Origin of the sequence: Streptomyces sp. NPDC020597 (assembly GCF_044335095.1) — a bacterium.
In the GTDB taxonomy this organism is placed as follows: domain Bacteria; phylum Actinomycetota; class Actinomycetes; order Streptomycetales; family Streptomycetaceae; genus Streptomyces.
This window is the reverse complement of sequence record NZ_JBIRUL010000011.1, coordinates 104,805-119,215: the sequence shown is the minus strand read 5'-3', so window position 1 is coordinate 119,215 and position 14,411 is coordinate 104,805. Positions and strand designations below refer to the sequence as shown.

At 72.3% G+C, this 14,411-nt stretch carries 11 protein-coding genes; 2 read left to right on the top strand and 9 right to left on the bottom strand.

Annotation, left to right across the window (positions count from 1 at the left end; genetic code table 11):
* Positions 1–129: 129 nt before the first annotated feature.
* Both ACH4ZA_RS20930 and ACH4ZA_RS20925 read right to left on the bottom strand, forming a co-directional pair.
* Complete coding sequence (locus ACH4ZA_RS20930; protein WP_319277466.1) at positions 130–324, bottom strand: acyl-CoA carboxylase epsilon subunit; 195 nt, start codon at positions 322–324, stop codon at positions 130–132.
* Positions 325–381: 57 nt separating this feature from the next.
* Positions 382–1,986: an acyl-CoA carboxylase subunit beta gene (locus ACH4ZA_RS20925; RefSeq protein WP_319277468.1), complete on the bottom strand. Its 1,605-nt coding sequence runs from the start codon at positions 1,984–1,986 to the stop codon at positions 382–384.
* Positions 1,987–2,309: 323 nt separating this feature from the next.
* On the opposite strand from ACH4ZA_RS20925, the gene ACH4ZA_RS20920 reads away from it, so the two are divergent.
* Together ACH4ZA_RS20920 and ACH4ZA_RS20915 are read left to right on the top strand one after the other, a co-directional pair.
* On the top strand, positions 2,310–2,918 hold the full coding sequence (locus ACH4ZA_RS20920) for a YceI family protein (RefSeq protein ID WP_398430922.1): 609 nt from the start codon (positions 2,310–2,312) through the stop codon (positions 2,916–2,918).
* 93 nt (positions 2,919–3,011) lie between these two features.
* Positions 3,012–3,650, top strand: coding sequence for a hypothetical protein (locus ACH4ZA_RS20915; RefSeq protein WP_319277472.1), 639 nt, complete (start codon positions 3,012–3,014; stop codon positions 3,648–3,650).
* Positions 3,651–3,727: 77 nt separating this feature from the next.
* Here ACH4ZA_RS20915 and ACH4ZA_RS20910 read toward each other — a convergent pair whose 3' ends face one another.
* From ACH4ZA_RS20910 to ureA, 7 genes are all read right to left on the bottom strand, one after another.
* Positions 3,728–5,080, bottom strand: coding sequence for a hypothetical protein (locus tag ACH4ZA_RS20910; protein WP_398430920.1), 1,353 nt, complete (start codon positions 5,078–5,080; stop codon positions 3,728–3,730).
* A 58-nt stretch (positions 5,081–5,138) separates the two neighbouring features.
* The gene (locus tag ACH4ZA_RS20905) at positions 5,139–8,168 is read right to left on the bottom strand and encodes a glycoside hydrolase family 3 protein (protein WP_398430918.1); all 3,030 of its coding nucleotides are present in this window, start codon (positions 8,166–8,168) and stop codon (positions 5,139–5,141) included.
* 198 nt (positions 8,169–8,366) lie between these two features.
* Positions 8,367–9,971, bottom strand: a complete 1,605-nt coding sequence (cimA, locus tag ACH4ZA_RS20900) for a citramalate synthase (RefSeq protein ID WP_319277479.1) — start codon at positions 9,969–9,971, stop codon at positions 8,367–8,369.
* 285 nt (positions 9,972–10,256) lie between these two features.
* On the bottom strand, positions 10,257–10,853 hold the full coding sequence (locus ACH4ZA_RS20895) for a TetR/AcrR family transcriptional regulator (RefSeq protein WP_398430917.1): 597 nt from the start codon (positions 10,851–10,853) through the stop codon (positions 10,257–10,259).
* A 9-nt stretch (positions 10,854–10,862) separates the two neighbouring features.
* Positions 10,863–11,900: an agmatine/peptidylarginine deiminase gene (locus tag ACH4ZA_RS20890; RefSeq protein ID WP_398430915.1), complete on the bottom strand. Its 1,038-nt coding sequence runs from the start codon at positions 11,898–11,900 to the stop codon at positions 10,863–10,865.
* 107 nt (positions 11,901–12,007) lie between these two features.
* The gene (locus tag ACH4ZA_RS20885; RefSeq protein WP_398430914.1) at positions 12,008–13,681 is read right to left on the bottom strand and encodes an urease subunit alpha; all 1,674 of its coding nucleotides are present in this window, start codon (positions 13,679–13,681) and stop codon (positions 12,008–12,010) included.
* Positions 13,678–14,370: an urease subunit gamma gene (ureA, locus tag ACH4ZA_RS20880; RefSeq protein ID WP_319277485.1), complete on the bottom strand. Its 693-nt coding sequence runs from the start codon at positions 14,368–14,370 to the stop codon at positions 13,678–13,680. Before ureA ends, ACH4ZA_RS20885 begins: the two co-directional genes overlap by 4 nt.
* Positions 14,371–14,411 lie beyond the last annotated feature (41 nt).

Genomic DNA, 14,411 nt, shown 5'->3' with positions numbered 1-14,411 from the left:
GCTGCCCGGCGGACGGCCACGAGCCGTGCGCCGGGCAGCCGGAGCCGATCGCGCGCCCCCGCGCCCCCGGCCATGCGAAAGGGCCCCTCTCCTGGAGAGGGGCCCTTTCGTCGTGGGGTCGCTGCGAGGTCAGTGCCAGCTGTGCGGGGCGCGGAAGCCGCCCTCGCGCTCCAGGCGGCGCCAGCCGGCCTTGTGACGGCCACGGCGGTCCGCAGCGGGCTCGGAGGTGCGGGCCGCGGCACGGGCCAGGAGGATCGCCGCGATGGCGGCGACTTCCTCGGGCTCGGCGTGGCCCTTCTCGACGCGGATGTCGGGAGTGTTCATGGGTCTCAGTCTCCGTGGATGAGGTTTCCGCAGGGGTACCGCGAGGGGTCCGCCGGGTTACTGCGGAGGGTTGCCGTGCTTGCGGGAGGGCAGGTCGGCGTGCTTCGACTGGAGCATCGCCAGCGAGCGGATCAGGATCTCGCGGGTCTGTGCCGGGTCGATGACGTCGTCGACGAGGCCGCGCTCGGCCGCGTAGTACGGGTGCATCAGCTCGGACTTGTACTCCTTGACCATGCGCGCCCGCATGGCGTCGGGGTCCTCCGCGCCGGCGATCTGCCGCCGGAAGATGACGTTGGCCGCGCCCTCGGCGCCCATGACGGCGATCTCGTTGGTGGGCCACGCGTAGGTAAGGTCCGCGCCGATGGACTGGCTGTCCATGACGATGTAGGCGCCGCCGTAGGCCTTGCGCAGGATGAGCGAGATACGCGGGACGGTCGCGTTGCAGTAGGCGTACAGCAGCTTCGCACCGTGGCGGATGATGCCGCCGTGCTCCTGGTCGACGCCGGGCAGGAAGCCGGGGACGTCCAGCAGGGTGACGATCGGGATGTTGAAGGCGTCGCACATCTGCACGAACCGCGCGGCCTTCTCCGAGGCCTCGATGTCCAGCACGCCGGCCAGGGACTGGGGCTGGTTGGCGACGATGCCGACGACCTGGCCGTCCAGACGGGCCAGCGCGCAGATGATGTTGCGCGCCCACCGCTCGTGGACCTCGAGGTAGTCGCCGTCGTCGACGATCTCCTCGATGACCTTGGTCATGTCGTACGGGCGGTTGCCGTCGGCCGGGACCAGGTCGAGCAGGACGTCGCCGCGGCGGTCGGCGGGGTCGCCGGCCTCGGAGCGCGGGGGGTTCTCGCGGTTGTTCTGCGGCAGCATCGACAGGAGGTAGCGCACCTCCGCGATGCACGTCTCCTCGTCGTCGTAGGCGAAGTGGCAGACGCCCGAGGTCTCGGCGTGCACGTCCGCGCCGCCGAGGCCGTTCTGCGTGATCTCCTCGCCGGTGACCGCCTTGACGACGTCCGGCCCGGTGATGAACATCTGCGAGGTCTCGCGGACCATGAACACGAAGTCGGTCAGGGCGGGGCTGTAGGCCGCGCCGCCCGCGCACGGGCCGAGCATCACGGAGATCTGCGGGATGACGCCGGAGGCCTTGGTGTTGCGCTGGAAGATGCCGCCGTAGCCGGCGAGCGCGGAGACGCCCTCCTGGATACGGGCGCCGGCGCCGTCGTTGAGCGAGACCAGCGGAGCCCCGGCCGCGATGGCCATGTCCATGATCTTGTGGATCTTCGTGGCGTGGGCCTCGCCCAGCGCGCCGCCGAAGATGCGGAAGTCGTGGGCGTAGACGAAGACCGTGCGGCCCTCCACCGTGCCCCAGCCGGTGATCACACCGTCGGTGAACGGCTTCTTCGCCTCGAGGCCGAATCCCACCGCGCGGTGCCGGCGCAGCTGCTCGACCTCCTGGAAGGACCCCGGGTCCAGGAGCAGCTCGATCCGCTCCCGGGCGGTCAGCTTGCCCTTGGCGTGCTGCGCCTGGGTCGCCTTCTCGCTCGGACCGGCCAGGGCCTGGGCACGGATCTCGTGCAGCTCGGCCACCCGGCCGCGCGCGTCCGTGGGCTCCGAAGGCTCTGCGCTCTGCTCGCCCGTCGTCTCTTCCAAAACGGTCATGTAGCGACCTTACGAAGCCCGCCAAGGAAAGGGAGACGTCGACTCCGTACAGTCTCCGGAGCGTTTTCCTGGTACCACCGAACAGAACCCGGCGGGTGTGCAGCCGTTCCGACTGCTCAGAGGGCCTGGCGCTTGTAGGGGTCGCACAAAGTCCATGAGTGCGATCCGCCTCACATCCGGGGTGTGCGACGCGCGTCGGCTTGGGCCGGTCGAGTGATGCCGGGAGTCCGGCGGCGCCCGCGGAATAGGTCCGGGACCGCCCGCGTTGAGAGTGATTGAAGGTTAAACAAACTGGATCTTCCCCCGTCCCCAAGGAGCATCCCATGAGCATCTTCGGCCGCAAGAACACCGACGACTCCGCCGCTGCCGCCGTCGCCACGGTGAGCCCGGAGCTCGCCGCGCTGACCGGCGCGTACACGATCGACCCCTCGCACTCGACGATCGGCTTCGTGGCCCGGCACGCGATGGTCACGAACGTCAAGGGCAAGTTCAACGACTTCAGCGGCTCGCTGCAGCTGGACGGCTCCGACCCGTCCCGCTCCACCGCCTCCATCGACGTCAGCATGGACAGCATCGACACCGGCTCCGCCGACCGCGACGGTCACCTCAAGAGCGCCGACTTCTTCAAGACCGACGAGTTCCCGGCGATGACCTTCCGCTCCACCGGCGTCGAGTCCGCCGGCGGCGACGACTACCGCGTCACCGGCGACCTGAGCATCCTCGGCGTCACCAAGCCGCTCACCATCGACCTGGAGTTCAACGGCGCCGCGAAGGACCCGTTCGGCAACGAGCGCGTCGGCTTCGAGGGCAAGGCCGAGATCCTCCGCTCCGCGTGGGGTCTGACCTGGAACGCGGCGCTGGAGACGGGCGGCGTACTGGTCTCGGACAAGATCAAGCTGAACTTCGACATCTCGGCGATCAAGAACGCGTAAGCGCTTGACCCGATACGGAGGAAAACGGCAGAAAGGGGCCGGAAGCGAAGAGCTTCCGGCCCCTTTTTGTGCCTTGTGTCACAGTCACGAGGTATGAGCACCAGGACCGGACCCCAGCACTACCCCGGAGCGAACCGCGACCACTGGTACCAGGACGACTTCGGCGGCGACCGCATGGAGGTCAACGTCGTCGTTCTGCACACCACCGAGGGCCGCTCGCTGCCCGACTACCAGGGCGGCTCCGTCGCGCCCAACCTGACGGCCGTGCCGGACTTCGCCGCCAGGAAGCTGAAGTGGTACCAGCACTTCGACATCGACATCTCCTCCCGCGCCCTGGCCAACCTGCGCGGCGGCGTCGAGACCAACACCCTGAACGTCTGCCAGGTGGAACTCGTCGGCACCTGCGATCCGAGCCTGCACGCCAAGTGGACGGCCCGCGGCCAGGCGCACGTCTACTGGCCGAAGGCCCCGGAGTGGGCGCTGCGCGCCGTCGCCCAGTACCTGGCCTGGATGAACATCCACCACCATGTGCCGCTGCGCGGCCCGGCGCTGTGGCCCGCCTACCCGAAGTCGGCGGGCAACGGCGGCGGCCAGCGCATGAGCGGAGAGCGCTGGAACGCGTTCAAGGGGGTCTGCGGACACATGCACGTGCCCGAGAACGCGCACGGCGACCCCGGCGCGATCGACTTCGACGGCCTGCTGGGCTTCGCCAAGGCCGCCGCGCAGGACTGAACAAGTCTCGACGGGTCCCGGCGGCTGCCCCGAGCCGCGACGGCGGCCGTCGGGCGGGGCCGCATCCTCCGCCGGGATCAGAACCCTCCGCCGAAGTCGCCCCCGCCGCCCCCGCCGAAGTCCCCTCCCCCACCGCCGAAGCCGCCGAAGTCGCCGGGGTCGAAATCGGCTCCGGAGACGTCGCCGCCGTCGTACCCGCCGCCGAAGTCGCCGTACCCGGCGCCGTAGTCGCCGGCGTAGGACGGGGTGGCCATCATGGAGCCGAGCATCGTGCCGACGAGGAGGCCGGGCAGGATGCCGCCGCCGAAGTAGCCGCCCGCCCAGGGACCGTAGGCCGGGCCCGCCTCCCAGTACGGGCGGCGTCCGTAGTCGCTGTCGACCTCGCGGATCACCGGGTCGCGTCCGTCGGCCAGCCGGGTCGCGTCCGCCGCGCACACCGGGACCTCGCGCGCGGCCCCGCCGGGCGGCGTCCACGTGGCGTCGCCGACCGAGGGGCCGTGGCGGGGGTCGAAGAAGCAGGGCGGACGGCGTTCGGGCAGCGGCCGGCCCTCCCGGCGGGCGGCGAGCAGGGCGAGGGAGAAGCGGCCGTCCTCCAGGGCCTGGGTGACACCGCGGACGTCCTCCGGCCGGGCGGCCGCCGCCATGGCCGACTTCGCCTGTTCGTAGGCGTCGAGGGAGCGTTCGTAGTCGGCGCGCATGGCGTCGTCGGCGCCCGGCTCGGCCGGGTGGAAGTCCAGCCGGTCGAGTTCCTCGCCGAACGCGGTGATGTCCTCGTCCACGACGACCCGGAGCCGGTCGAGGGCGGCCCGCTGTTCGGCCGCGCGCCGCCGGCGGTTGCGGCGCACCAGCGTGTACGCGCCGGCCCCGCCCGCGGCCAGCACCACACCGGCCGTGATCAGCGCGGCCTGCGAGACCCCGCCGCCGTCCCGGGAGCCCCAGCTCGCGGGGGCCGAACCGCCCATGTTCAGCAGGGCGCGGTCGGTGAAGTCGGCCAGCTGCGTCCGGGCGTCGCTCTGCGCGCGGACGCTCGTGACCAGGTTCTGGACGGCCGTGCGGGAGAGCACCGAGGAGTCGGCCCGGGCGTCGAAGCGGTCGCCGAGGCGGATCGCGTACGCGCCGGTGACGCCGGTGGCGGTGCGCAGGTCCGTGAAGAGGTCGGCCGTGGGGTATCCGGCCGGCAGGACGGCGATGAACAGCGGCTTGCCTGCGGCCTCGATCCGCTGCTGGAGGGCGTGCGCGTCCGCCTGGGACAGCTGGCCGCTCGCCCCGGGGTCGACGTAGACCGGGCTCTCGCGCAGGGCCTCGGCGACGGCCGACACGCTGGTGGCCGCGTCGGCGCGCGGGGCGCCCGCCGTCAGCAGGGCGAGGACGGCGAGCACCAGCGCGGCCATCAGGGAGAGGGGGCTCCGGGCCGTTGACACGACCTTCATACCTCGAAACTACCCGAAGCCCACCAAACCAGTCGGCTGTGTGCGGCGCCGAACGGCCTCAGGCCGCCCGGTACGCCTGGGTCAGCTTCTCCACCGCCGCGCCGTAGCGGCCGCTCAGCAGCAGTCGGTCCGCGTCGGCGAAGGGCTTCGAGACCCCTGCCGTGAGGCTGTCGCCGGCCTTCTGCTGGACGATCAGCCGGGCTCTGGTCACCAGGGCCCGGCCGGCCGCGTCGGAGCCCGCGCGCTCGGCCGCGGCCGCCGCGCGGCGGAGCGCCTTGAGAGTGGCCGTCGCGCCCCGCGGGGTCTCGGCCAGCGTCGTCAGACCCCAGCCGAACGGGTACTGCGGGTCATAGGCCGTGTCGCCGACGTTGATCGGCACCTGGGCCTCGGAGCGCGGCCAGGTGACGGGGAGCTGCCCGGTGAAGGCGCGCCGGCCGTAGAGCACGTCGGCCACGCCGTCGCCCTCGGTGCCCGGGAGCCAGCTCGCGACCAGGGCGTCGATCCGCCCGAGCCGGTCGCCGATCAGCTGCGGACGTCCGGAGACGACCAGGACCGCGCAGGTCATCGCCGCGCAGACCCGGTCCACGGCCGCCCGGTCGGCGGGGCTCAGCTCCAGGTCGTGGCCGTTGCCGACGTCGCCGACGCCCTCGGCGTACGGCGTCTCGCCCACCACGACCACGCCGACGTCATGGCCGGTCAGGGGGGCGGAGGCGTCCTTGGAGTACGTGATCGCGCCGCCCGCCCTGCGCATGCCCTCCAGGATCGTGGTGCCGGGGGTGATGTCGCCGGACGCGCCCTGCCAGGTGATCGTCCAGCCGCCGGTCTGGTTGCCGATGTCGTCGGCGTTGGAGCCGGCCACGTAGACCTTCTGGGACTTCTTCAGCGGCAGTACTCCGCCGTCGTTCTTCAGCAGCACCTGCGAGGCGGCGGCGGCCGCCCGGGCGACGTCGCGGTGGGCGGCGGAACCGATGCGGGAGGCGCCGCTCGTGTCCGCGTACGGCTGCTCGAAGAGACCGAGGCGGAACTTCTGGGTGAGGATGCGGGAGACGGCGTCGTCGAGCCGCCGTTCGCTGACGCGGCCGGCCCTCACCTCGGCGATCAGGGCGGCGCTGTACTCCTTGTATCCGTAGGGGACCATCATCATGTCGACGCCGGCGTCGACGGCGGTGCGCACGCGTGCGGCGTAGTCGCCCGGCAGCTGGTCGATGGCGTTCCAGTCGCTGATCACGAAGCCGTCGAAGCCCATCCGGCCCTTCAGGACGCCGGTCAGCAGGTCGGCGCGGGCGTGCATCTTCACCGGGCCCCGGCCGTCGCCGGCGATGTCGAGGGACGAGTACGACGGCATGACGGTGCCGACGCCGCGGTCGACCGCGTCCTGGTAGGGCGCGAGGTGGACGGCCTCCAGCTGCTGCCGGGTGACCTCGGTGACGCCCTGGTCGATGGTGTAGGCGCCGGTGGTCGAGGAGCCGTACGTGGTGCCGCCGTCGCCGACGAAGTGCTTGGCAGTGGCCAGGACCTTGTCGTCGTTCTTCAGGTCACGGCCGTCGCGGGCCCCCTGGAGGCCCTGGATCACCGTCTCCATGGACTTCACCAGCGCCGGGTCCTCGCCGAAGGCCTCGTAGGAGCGGCCCCAGCGTTCGTCGCGGGTGACGCACAGGCAGGGCGCGAAGTCCCAGGGCACTCCGGTGGCCCGGACCTCGGCGGCGGTCACCGCGGCGGTGCGCTGGGCGAGGCGGGGGTCCCGGGTCGCGCCGATGCCGATGTTGTGCGGCATGACCGTGGCGCCCGACAGGTTGTTGTGGCCGTGCACCGCGTCGACACCGTAGATCAGCGGGATCTGGAAGCGGGTCGCCTGCGCCCGGAGCTGGAAGGCGTCGATCATCTTCGCCCAGGCCTGGGGGGTGTTGGGCGTGGGGGTGGAGCCGCCGCCGGACAGGAGCGAGCCGAGGGCGTAGCCGGCGATGTCTGCGGGGGCGGTGACCGCGCCGCGCTCGGCCTGGGTGGTCTGGCCGGCCTTCTCCGCCAGGGACATCCGGGAGAGCAGGTCCTTCACCCGCTGCTTCACCGGCAGTGCGGCGTTCAGGTACGCCAGTCCGTGCGCGTCGACGACGACCTGCGGGGTCTCGGCGGGCGGCTTGGCGCCGGTGACGGTCAGCTGCAGCGGGACGGTCTCGGCGGCCTCGGCGGTGCGGTCCTTCAGGGTCGGGACCCTGATCGTGCGGGAGGCGCCGGAGGCGGTGCCCGCGGGGAAGGTGACCGTGCCGGAGACCGGGGTGTAGTCGGCGCCGGCCGACGCGGTGCCGCCGGCGGTGCGGTAGGCGACGGTCACCGGCTGGTCGACGGGGGCCGCGCCGGTGGTGGCGAGGGTGACGCGGACGGTGGCCGCGGCGCCCTCCTTCACCGGGTACACGGCGGCGTCGGTGGTCACGGACGCGCGCAGCGACTGGTCGGCGCGGTCGTAGAGCTCCACGCCGTCCATGGCGAACCCGCCGCCCGCCCCGGTGGGGAGGGTTACGGCGTAGCCCCACGTCTGCGTGAGGCTGAGGACATGGTCGATGCCGCCGACGGGCTGGTAGTCGGTGCGGTACGCGAAGTCGGAGAAGGGGATCTCGATCCGCCTCCAGCCGGTGAAGTCGTCGGTGAAGGACGTCGTCCACAGCTCGGACGCCTCGCCGTGGGCGCCGCCGTCCTTGATCTCGAAGCCGACCTTGGCGCCGGTGCCGCGGCCCTCCCACCAGAACCGGATGCCGCGGTGGGCGGACCAGTCGTGGGCGGGTCCGGTCGCGGCGTAGTCGTGGGTGAAGCCGCCCCAGCCGCTGATCGCGTAGGAGCCTGCGAGGACCTGCTGCCCGTCGGGGGCGTCGGGCCGTTCCGCGAGCCGCAGCGTGGGCGGGTCGTCGGCGTCGCTCCCCCAGGTGAAGATGCCCTCGGCGGGCTGGGCGGCGAACGGCACCTCGCCCTCGAAGCGGTCGACGGGGGTGGGGGCGGGGTCGTCGGCGGCGCGGGAGGCGGCCGGTGACAGCAGGGCGGCGAACAGGGCGGTGGAGACGAGCAGGGCAGTTCTCGGTACGGACCGATCCCTTGGCATGGACCTTCCCTCGGCTCTCGGGTCTCAGTGGCACGTCGGGCACGTCGGGCACGTCGGGCACGTCAGGCACGCACGATTCACTCATGACTTAGATCACGCCGTGAGTTAAATGGCGTCGCACACCGCCGTCAAGACGTCCCGTCAGGACAGCGGGACGCCCCGGCCTCCCTGCCCGGCCGGGGCGTCCCGCGGACCCGGTCACTCCGCCGGCGTCACGCTCGCCCTGAGCAGTCCGTACGTGTACGCGTCCTCGAGGGCCTGCCAGGAGGCGGCGATCACGTTCTCCGCGACGCCCACCGTGGACCACTCGCCCGCACCGTCCGTCGTGGAGATCAGGACGCGGGTGGTGGACTGGGTGCCGTGGACGCCCTCGAGGATGCGGACCTTGTAGTCCACCAGCTCGAGCTTGGCCAGCTGCGGGTAGAGCTTCTCCAGCGCCACCCGCAGCGCGCGGTCGAGGGCGTTGACAGGGCCGTTGCCCTCCGCCGTGGCGACGATCCGCTCGCCCTTGGCGTACAGCTTGACGGTGGCCTCGTTGGCGTGGCTGCCGTCGGGGCGGTCCTCGACGATGGCCCGCCAGGACTCCACCTCGAAGTACTTCAGCGGGCTGCCCTCGACCTCGGCGCGCAGCAGCAGCTCGAAGGAGGCGTCCGCCGCCTCGTAGGTGTAGCCCCGGAGTTCGCGCTCCTTGACCCGCTCGACGACCCGGCCGACGAGTTCGCGGTCGCCCCCGAGGTCGACGCCGAGCTCCTTGCCCTTGAGCTCGATCGAGGCGCGGCCCGCCATGTCGGACACCAGCATCCGCATGGTGTTGCCGACCTGTTCGGGGTCGATGTGCTGGTACAGGTCGGGGTCGACCTTGATGGCCGAGGCGTGCAGGCCGGCCTTGTGGGCGAAGGCGGAGACGCCGACGTACGGCTGGTGCGTGGAGGGGGTGAGGTTGACGACCTCGGCGATCGCGTGCGAGATACGGGTCATCTCGCGCAGCCGCCCCTCGGGCAGCACCTGCTTGCCGTACTTCAGCTCCAGGGCGGCGACCACCGGGAAGAGGTTGGCGTTGCCGACCCGCTCGCCGTAGCCGTTCGCCGTGCACTGCACGTGCGTCGCGCCCGCGTCCACCGCGGCCAGGGTGTTCGCCACCGCGCAGCCGGTGTCGTCCTGGGCGTGGATGCCGAGCCGGGCGCCGGTGTCGGCGAGGACGGTGGAGACGACCGCCTGCACCTGCCCCGGCAGCATGCCGCCGTTCGTGTCGCACAGCACGACCACGTCGGCGCCGGCCTCGGCGGCTGCCCGCACGACCGCCTTCGCGTACTGGGGGTTCGCGCGGTAGCCGTCGAAGAAGTGCTCGCAGTCGACGAAGACCCGGCGGCCCTCGCCCTTCAGGAAGGACACGGTGTCGCTCACCATGGCGAGGTTCTCGTCCAGCGTGGTGCGCAGGGCCAGCTCCACATGCCGGTCGTGGGACTTCGCGACCAGGGTGATCACTCCCGCACCCGACTCCAGCAGCGCTCTGACCTGGGGGTCCTCCGCGGCCTTCGCGCCGGCCCGGCGGGTCGCGCCGAAGGCGACGAGCTGGGCGTTCCTGAACTCGATCTCCTCCTGCGCGCGGGCGAAGAACTCGGTGTCGCGCGGGTTGGCCCCGGGCCAGCCGCCCTCGATGAAGCCCACTCCGAAGTCGTCCAGGTGACGGGCGATGGCCAGCTTGTCGGCGACGGTGAGGTTGATGCCCTCACGCTGGGCGCCGTCCCGCAGAGTGGTGTCGAAGACGTGGAACGAATCGTCGAGTTCGCTGGTTGCGGTCATGGTCTCAAGACTCCTGTGTTGGACCTCGGTCGTTACCGGAATGACCGGCTCCACCATCCCCCCATGCTCCCTCGCGCTCTCGCTCCCGGCTGCGGGTGGGCCAGAAAAGCGAAAAACCCCTCGCGGGTGCGAGAGGTCTGCGCGCGGGTCGAGGACGACGAGGGCCGCCCGTACCTGGTCGTACGTGGCGGTCACTGCGGACCGGCGCGCCTGCTGCCAATAATCGTGGCGAACGAGAGCACGGAGGCAGTCTGGCACAGGCCGCCCGGGTGTTCACGGCGCGTCTCAGGATGCGAGCAGGGCCGTATCGAGGAACTCGCCGACGTGCCCGAGCGCCTGTTCCCGCCCCGCGCCGCGCAGGCCGATGGCCACGTGGATGGAGAAGCCGTCGAGCAGCGCGCGCAGCCGGGCGGCGAAGCGGTCGGGGTCGACGGGCCGGAACTCGCCCCGCGAGATTCCCTCGGCGAGCAGGGCGACCAGATCGCGGTGCCAGGCGCCCTCGATGGCGGCCTGCCGGTCGCGGGCCGCGTCGTCGGCGTTCTGCGAGCGGTTCCACACTTCCAGCCAGAGCGTCCAGTGCGGGTCGCGGTGACCGTCCGGGACGTACAGACCGACGTACGCGTCCAGCCGTTCGCCCGCGGAGCCGGGACGCGCCAGCAGCCGGGCGCGCTCGGCGCCGAGACGGCCCTCGCTCCATTCCAGGGTCTGCATCAGCAGCTCGTCCTTGGAGTGGAAGTAGTAGAGAAGGTGTCCGCTGCTCATGCCGACCTCGCGGCCCAGTGCGGCCATCGTCAGCCTCTCCAGACCCCGCTCGGCGATCATCGTCATGGCCGCGGCCAGCACGTCCTCGCGGGGCGGGGCGTTCCTGCGCGCACGCGGCATCCGGTGCTCCTAGATCGTGGGCTGCTGCTGGGTGACGCAGTGGATGCCGCCGCCGCCGGAGAAGATCGTACGGGCGTCGACCAGGATCACCGTCCGCTCCGGGAAGAGCCTGCGGAAGATGCCGGCGGCGATCTCGTCGCGGGGGTCGTCGAAGCCGCAGAGCACCACCGCGCCGTTGCAGAGGTAGTGGTTGATGTAGGAGTGGTCGGCCCAGTGTCCGTCGGCCTCCAGGGCGGTGGGCGCGGGGACCTCGACGACCCGCAGGCGGCGGCCCCGGGCGTCCGTCTGCGCCTTCAACAGGGCGACGACCTCCCGGGTCACCTCGTGGTCGGGGTGCGCCGGATCCGGCTGGACGTGCGCGACGACGACCCCGGGGCGGGCGAACGCGGCGACGATGTCGACGTGGCCGAGGGTGCCGAAGCCGTGCGGGGGGTAGTCGCCGGTGAGGCCGCGGGGCAGCCAGATCGCCTTGCGGGTGCCGAGCATGGCGTGGATCTCGGCCTCGACGTCCGCGCGCGTGCGGCCGGGGTTGCGTTCCGGGCCGAGCTGGACGGTCTCGGTCAGCAGAACGGTGCCCTCTCCGTCGACGTGGATCGCGCCGCCCTCGTTCACCAGGTCCGAGGCGTATCTGCGGGCGCCGGCGAGATCGGCGACGTGCGCGGCGATCTCGGCGTCGTGCTCCCAGCGGGCCCACGCCTGGGCGCCCCAGCCGTTGAACGTCCAGTCCACGGCCGCCAGTTCACGGCCGTTCGTCAGGAAAGTGGGTCCGATGTCGCGCATCCAGGCGTCGTCGAGGTCGCGCTCGACCGTCTCCACGCCCGGCCCGAGCAGGGTGCGCGCGTGCGCCGACTGCCCGGGCCCGCACACCATCGTCACCGGCTCGAAGCGGCGGACGGTCCGGGCCACCTCGGCCCATGCGGCGCGGGCGGCGGCGAGGCCGTCGGGGTCGTCGAAGGTGGGGTTGGGGCCCGGCCAGGCCATCCATGTACGGGCGTGCGGGGCCCACTCGGCGGGCATGCGGAAGCCGTCGGCGGCGGGTGTGCTCATGTCCGGGTCCTTGGAAGAAGTCGGAGGAGGTCGGTGGGCCGGGGGACGTCGGCGGACGTCGGCGGCCGTCAGGGAGCGCGGGGGGCGTCAGGGAGCGTCGGGGGACGTCAGAGGAAGTACAGGCGGTTGAGGGAGACGGATTCGGCCGGTTCGGAGCGCAGCGGCTCTCCGTCGAGGGTGACCAGGCCGGTGCGCGCGTCGACGTCGACCGTCCCGGTACGGGAGTTCAGGCGCAGGTCTGCCGGGCCGATCCCGCGGGTGCCGTGCACGGCGACCCGGCGACGGCGGGTCGGCATCCGGTCGTCGCCGCGGTCGAGGGCGGCCCGGGCCACGAAGGCCACGGACAGCTCGGCGGGCGTGGCGCCGTGTGCGCCGAACTGCGGTCCGAGAACGAGCGGTTCGCAGGTGTCGGTGGCGGCGTTGGGATCGCCGACCACCCCGTACGCGGGAAAGCCGGACTTCAGCACCAGTTGCGGTTTGGCGCCGAAGTACTCGGGCCGCCAGAGCACGATGTCGGCGAGCTTGCCCACCTCGATGGAGCCGACCTCGTGCGACAGCCCGTGGGCGATGGCCGGGTTGACGGTCAGCTTGGCGATGTAGCGCAGCACGCGCTCGTTGTCGTGACCGTCGCCGGGCGCGCCGAACTCGGCCTTCATCTTCCCGGCCATGGCGAACGTGCGGCGGACCGTCTCGCCGGCGCGGCCCATGCCCTGCGCGTCGGAGGAGGTGATGCCGATCGCGCCCAGGTCGTGCAGGACGTCCTCGGCGCCCATGGTGCCGGCGCGGATGCGGTCGCGGGCCATGGCGGCGTCGCCCGGCAGGTCGGTCTTGAGGTCGTGGACGGAGACGATCATGCCGTAGTGCTCGGCGACGGCGTCCCGGCCGAAGGGCAGGGTGGGGTTGGTGGAGGAGCCGATGACGTTCGGCACGCCGGCCATCTTGAGGACGTTGGGGACGTGCCCGCCGCCGCAGCCCTCGATGTGGAAGGCGTGGATGGTCCGCCCTTCGAGCACGCGCAGGGTGTCCTCGACCGACAGGCACTCGTTCAGCCCGTCGCTGTGCAGGGCGACCTGCACGTCGTGCTCCTCGGCGACGCGCAGTGCCGTGTCCAGCGCACGGGTGTGGGCGCCCATGTCCTCGTGCACCTTGAAGCCGCAGGCGCCGCCCTCGGCGAGCGCCTCGACGAGCGGAGCGGGGGCGGAGGAGGAGCCCCGGCCCAGGAAGCCGATGTTGACCGGCCAGGCGTCGAAGGCGCTGAAGGCGTGCCGCAGCACCCAGGGCGAGTTGACGCCGACACCCCACACCGGCCCGAACTCCTGCCCGATGACGGTGGTCACCCCGGAGGCGAGCGAGGCCTCCATGATGCGCGGGGACAGCAGATGGACGTGGGTGTCGACGGCCCCGGCGGTGGCGATCAGCCCCTCGCCGGAGACGATGGAGGTGCCGGTGCCCACCACGACGTCGACGCCGTCGAGGGTGTCGGGGTTCCCGGCCCGGCCGATGGCGTGGATGCGGCCCTCGCGGATGCCGATGGACGTCTTGCGCACGCCCTGCACGGCGTCGATCACGACGACGTTGCTGATCACGACGTCGCAGGTGGCGCGGACCGCTGCGGCCTTGAGGTGCAGTCCGTCCCGGGCGGTCTTGCCGAACCCGGCGAGGAACTCGTCGCCGGGGCGCTGGGAGTCGGACTCGACGCGCACGACCAGCCCGGAGTCCCCGAGGCGGACGCGGTCGCCGGCCCTGGGGCCGTGGGTGGCGGCGTAGGCGTGCGGGTTCATCGCGACGTCCCCTCGTGGGCGCCCAGGTAGCCGCAGGCGGCCGCCCGGCGCAGCGCCTCTTCCCTGGCGCCCGGCGCGTCCAGGGGTCCGTCGACCAGGCCCGCGAAGCCGATCGCGACGCGGTCGCCGCCGATCGGCACCAGCCCCACCTCGGCGCGCTCCCCGGGACCGAAGCGCACGGAGGCCCCGGCGGGGACGGCGAGCCGCATCCCGTAGGCCTCGGCACGGGCGAAGGCCAGGCGCGGGTTGGCCTCGAAGAAGTGGAAGTGGGAGGTGACGGAGACGGGCACGTCGGCGGTGTTGGTGACGGTCAGCCGCACCTGCGGTCCGGGCTCGGCGTACCCGGGTCCGGGCAGCAGCGCGCCGGGCGCCTGCTCGCCGAGGCCGCCGCCGATCGGGTCGTGCACCACCGCGAGCCGCGTGCCGTCGTCGAAGACCGCCTCGACGTGCACCTCGGTGACGACGTCCGCGACGCCCGGCAGCACGTCATCGGGCCCGAGGACCGAGCGGGCCCGTTCGATCGCCTCGGCGAGCCGGACGCCGTCCCGGGCGGCCTCGCACACCGTGTCGGCGACGAGGGCGGTGGCCTCGGGCACGTTCAGCCGCAGCCCGCGGGCCCTTCTCGCCCGGGCGAGCTCGGCGGCGCCGAAGAGCAGCAGCCGGTCGCGTTCCGTGGGGGTGAGTCGCACCTTGCCTCCCTCAGTTCGAGCGTCACTCTAAACTGTTCAAC

Bases quoted from the DNA above. Each gene is read 5' to 3' on its own strand.
- ACH4ZA_RS20890 (WP_398430915.1), bottom strand. From the start codon at position 11,900: ATGAGCACACCCGCCGCCGACGGCTTCCGCATGCCCGCCGAGTGGGCC.
- ACH4ZA_RS20930 (WP_319277466.1), bottom strand. From the start codon at position 324: ATGAACACTCCCGACATCCGCGTCGAGAAGGGCCACGCCGAGCCCGAG.
- ACH4ZA_RS20910 (WP_398430920.1), bottom strand. From the start codon at position 5,080: ATGAAGGTCGTGTCAACGGCCCGGAGCCCCCTCTCCCTGATGGCCGCG.
- ACH4ZA_RS20915 (WP_319277472.1), top strand. From the start codon at position 3,012: ATGAGCACCAGGACCGGACCCCAGCACTACCCCGGAGCGAACCGCGAC.
- ACH4ZA_RS20925 (WP_319277468.1), bottom strand. From the start codon at position 1,986: ATGACCGTTTTGGAAGAGACGACGGGCGAGCAGAGCGCAGAGCCTTCG.
- ACH4ZA_RS20885 (WP_398430914.1), bottom strand. From the start codon at position 13,681: ATGAACCCGCACGCCTACGCCGCCACCCACGGCCCCAGGGCCGGCGAC.
- ACH4ZA_RS20905 (WP_398430918.1), bottom strand. From the start codon at position 8,168: ATGCCAAGGGATCGGTCCGTACCGAGAACTGCCCTGCTCGTCTCCACC.
- ACH4ZA_RS20895 (WP_398430917.1), bottom strand. From the start codon at position 10,853: ATGCCGCGTGCGCGCAGGAACGCCCCGCCCCGCGAGGACGTGCTGGCC.
- cimA (WP_319277479.1), bottom strand. From the start codon at position 9,971: ATGACCGCAACCAGCGAACTCGACGATTCGTTCCACGTCTTCGACACC.
- ACH4ZA_RS20920 (WP_398430922.1), top strand. From the start codon at position 2,310: ATGAGCATCTTCGGCCGCAAGAACACCGACGACTCCGCCGCTGCCGCC.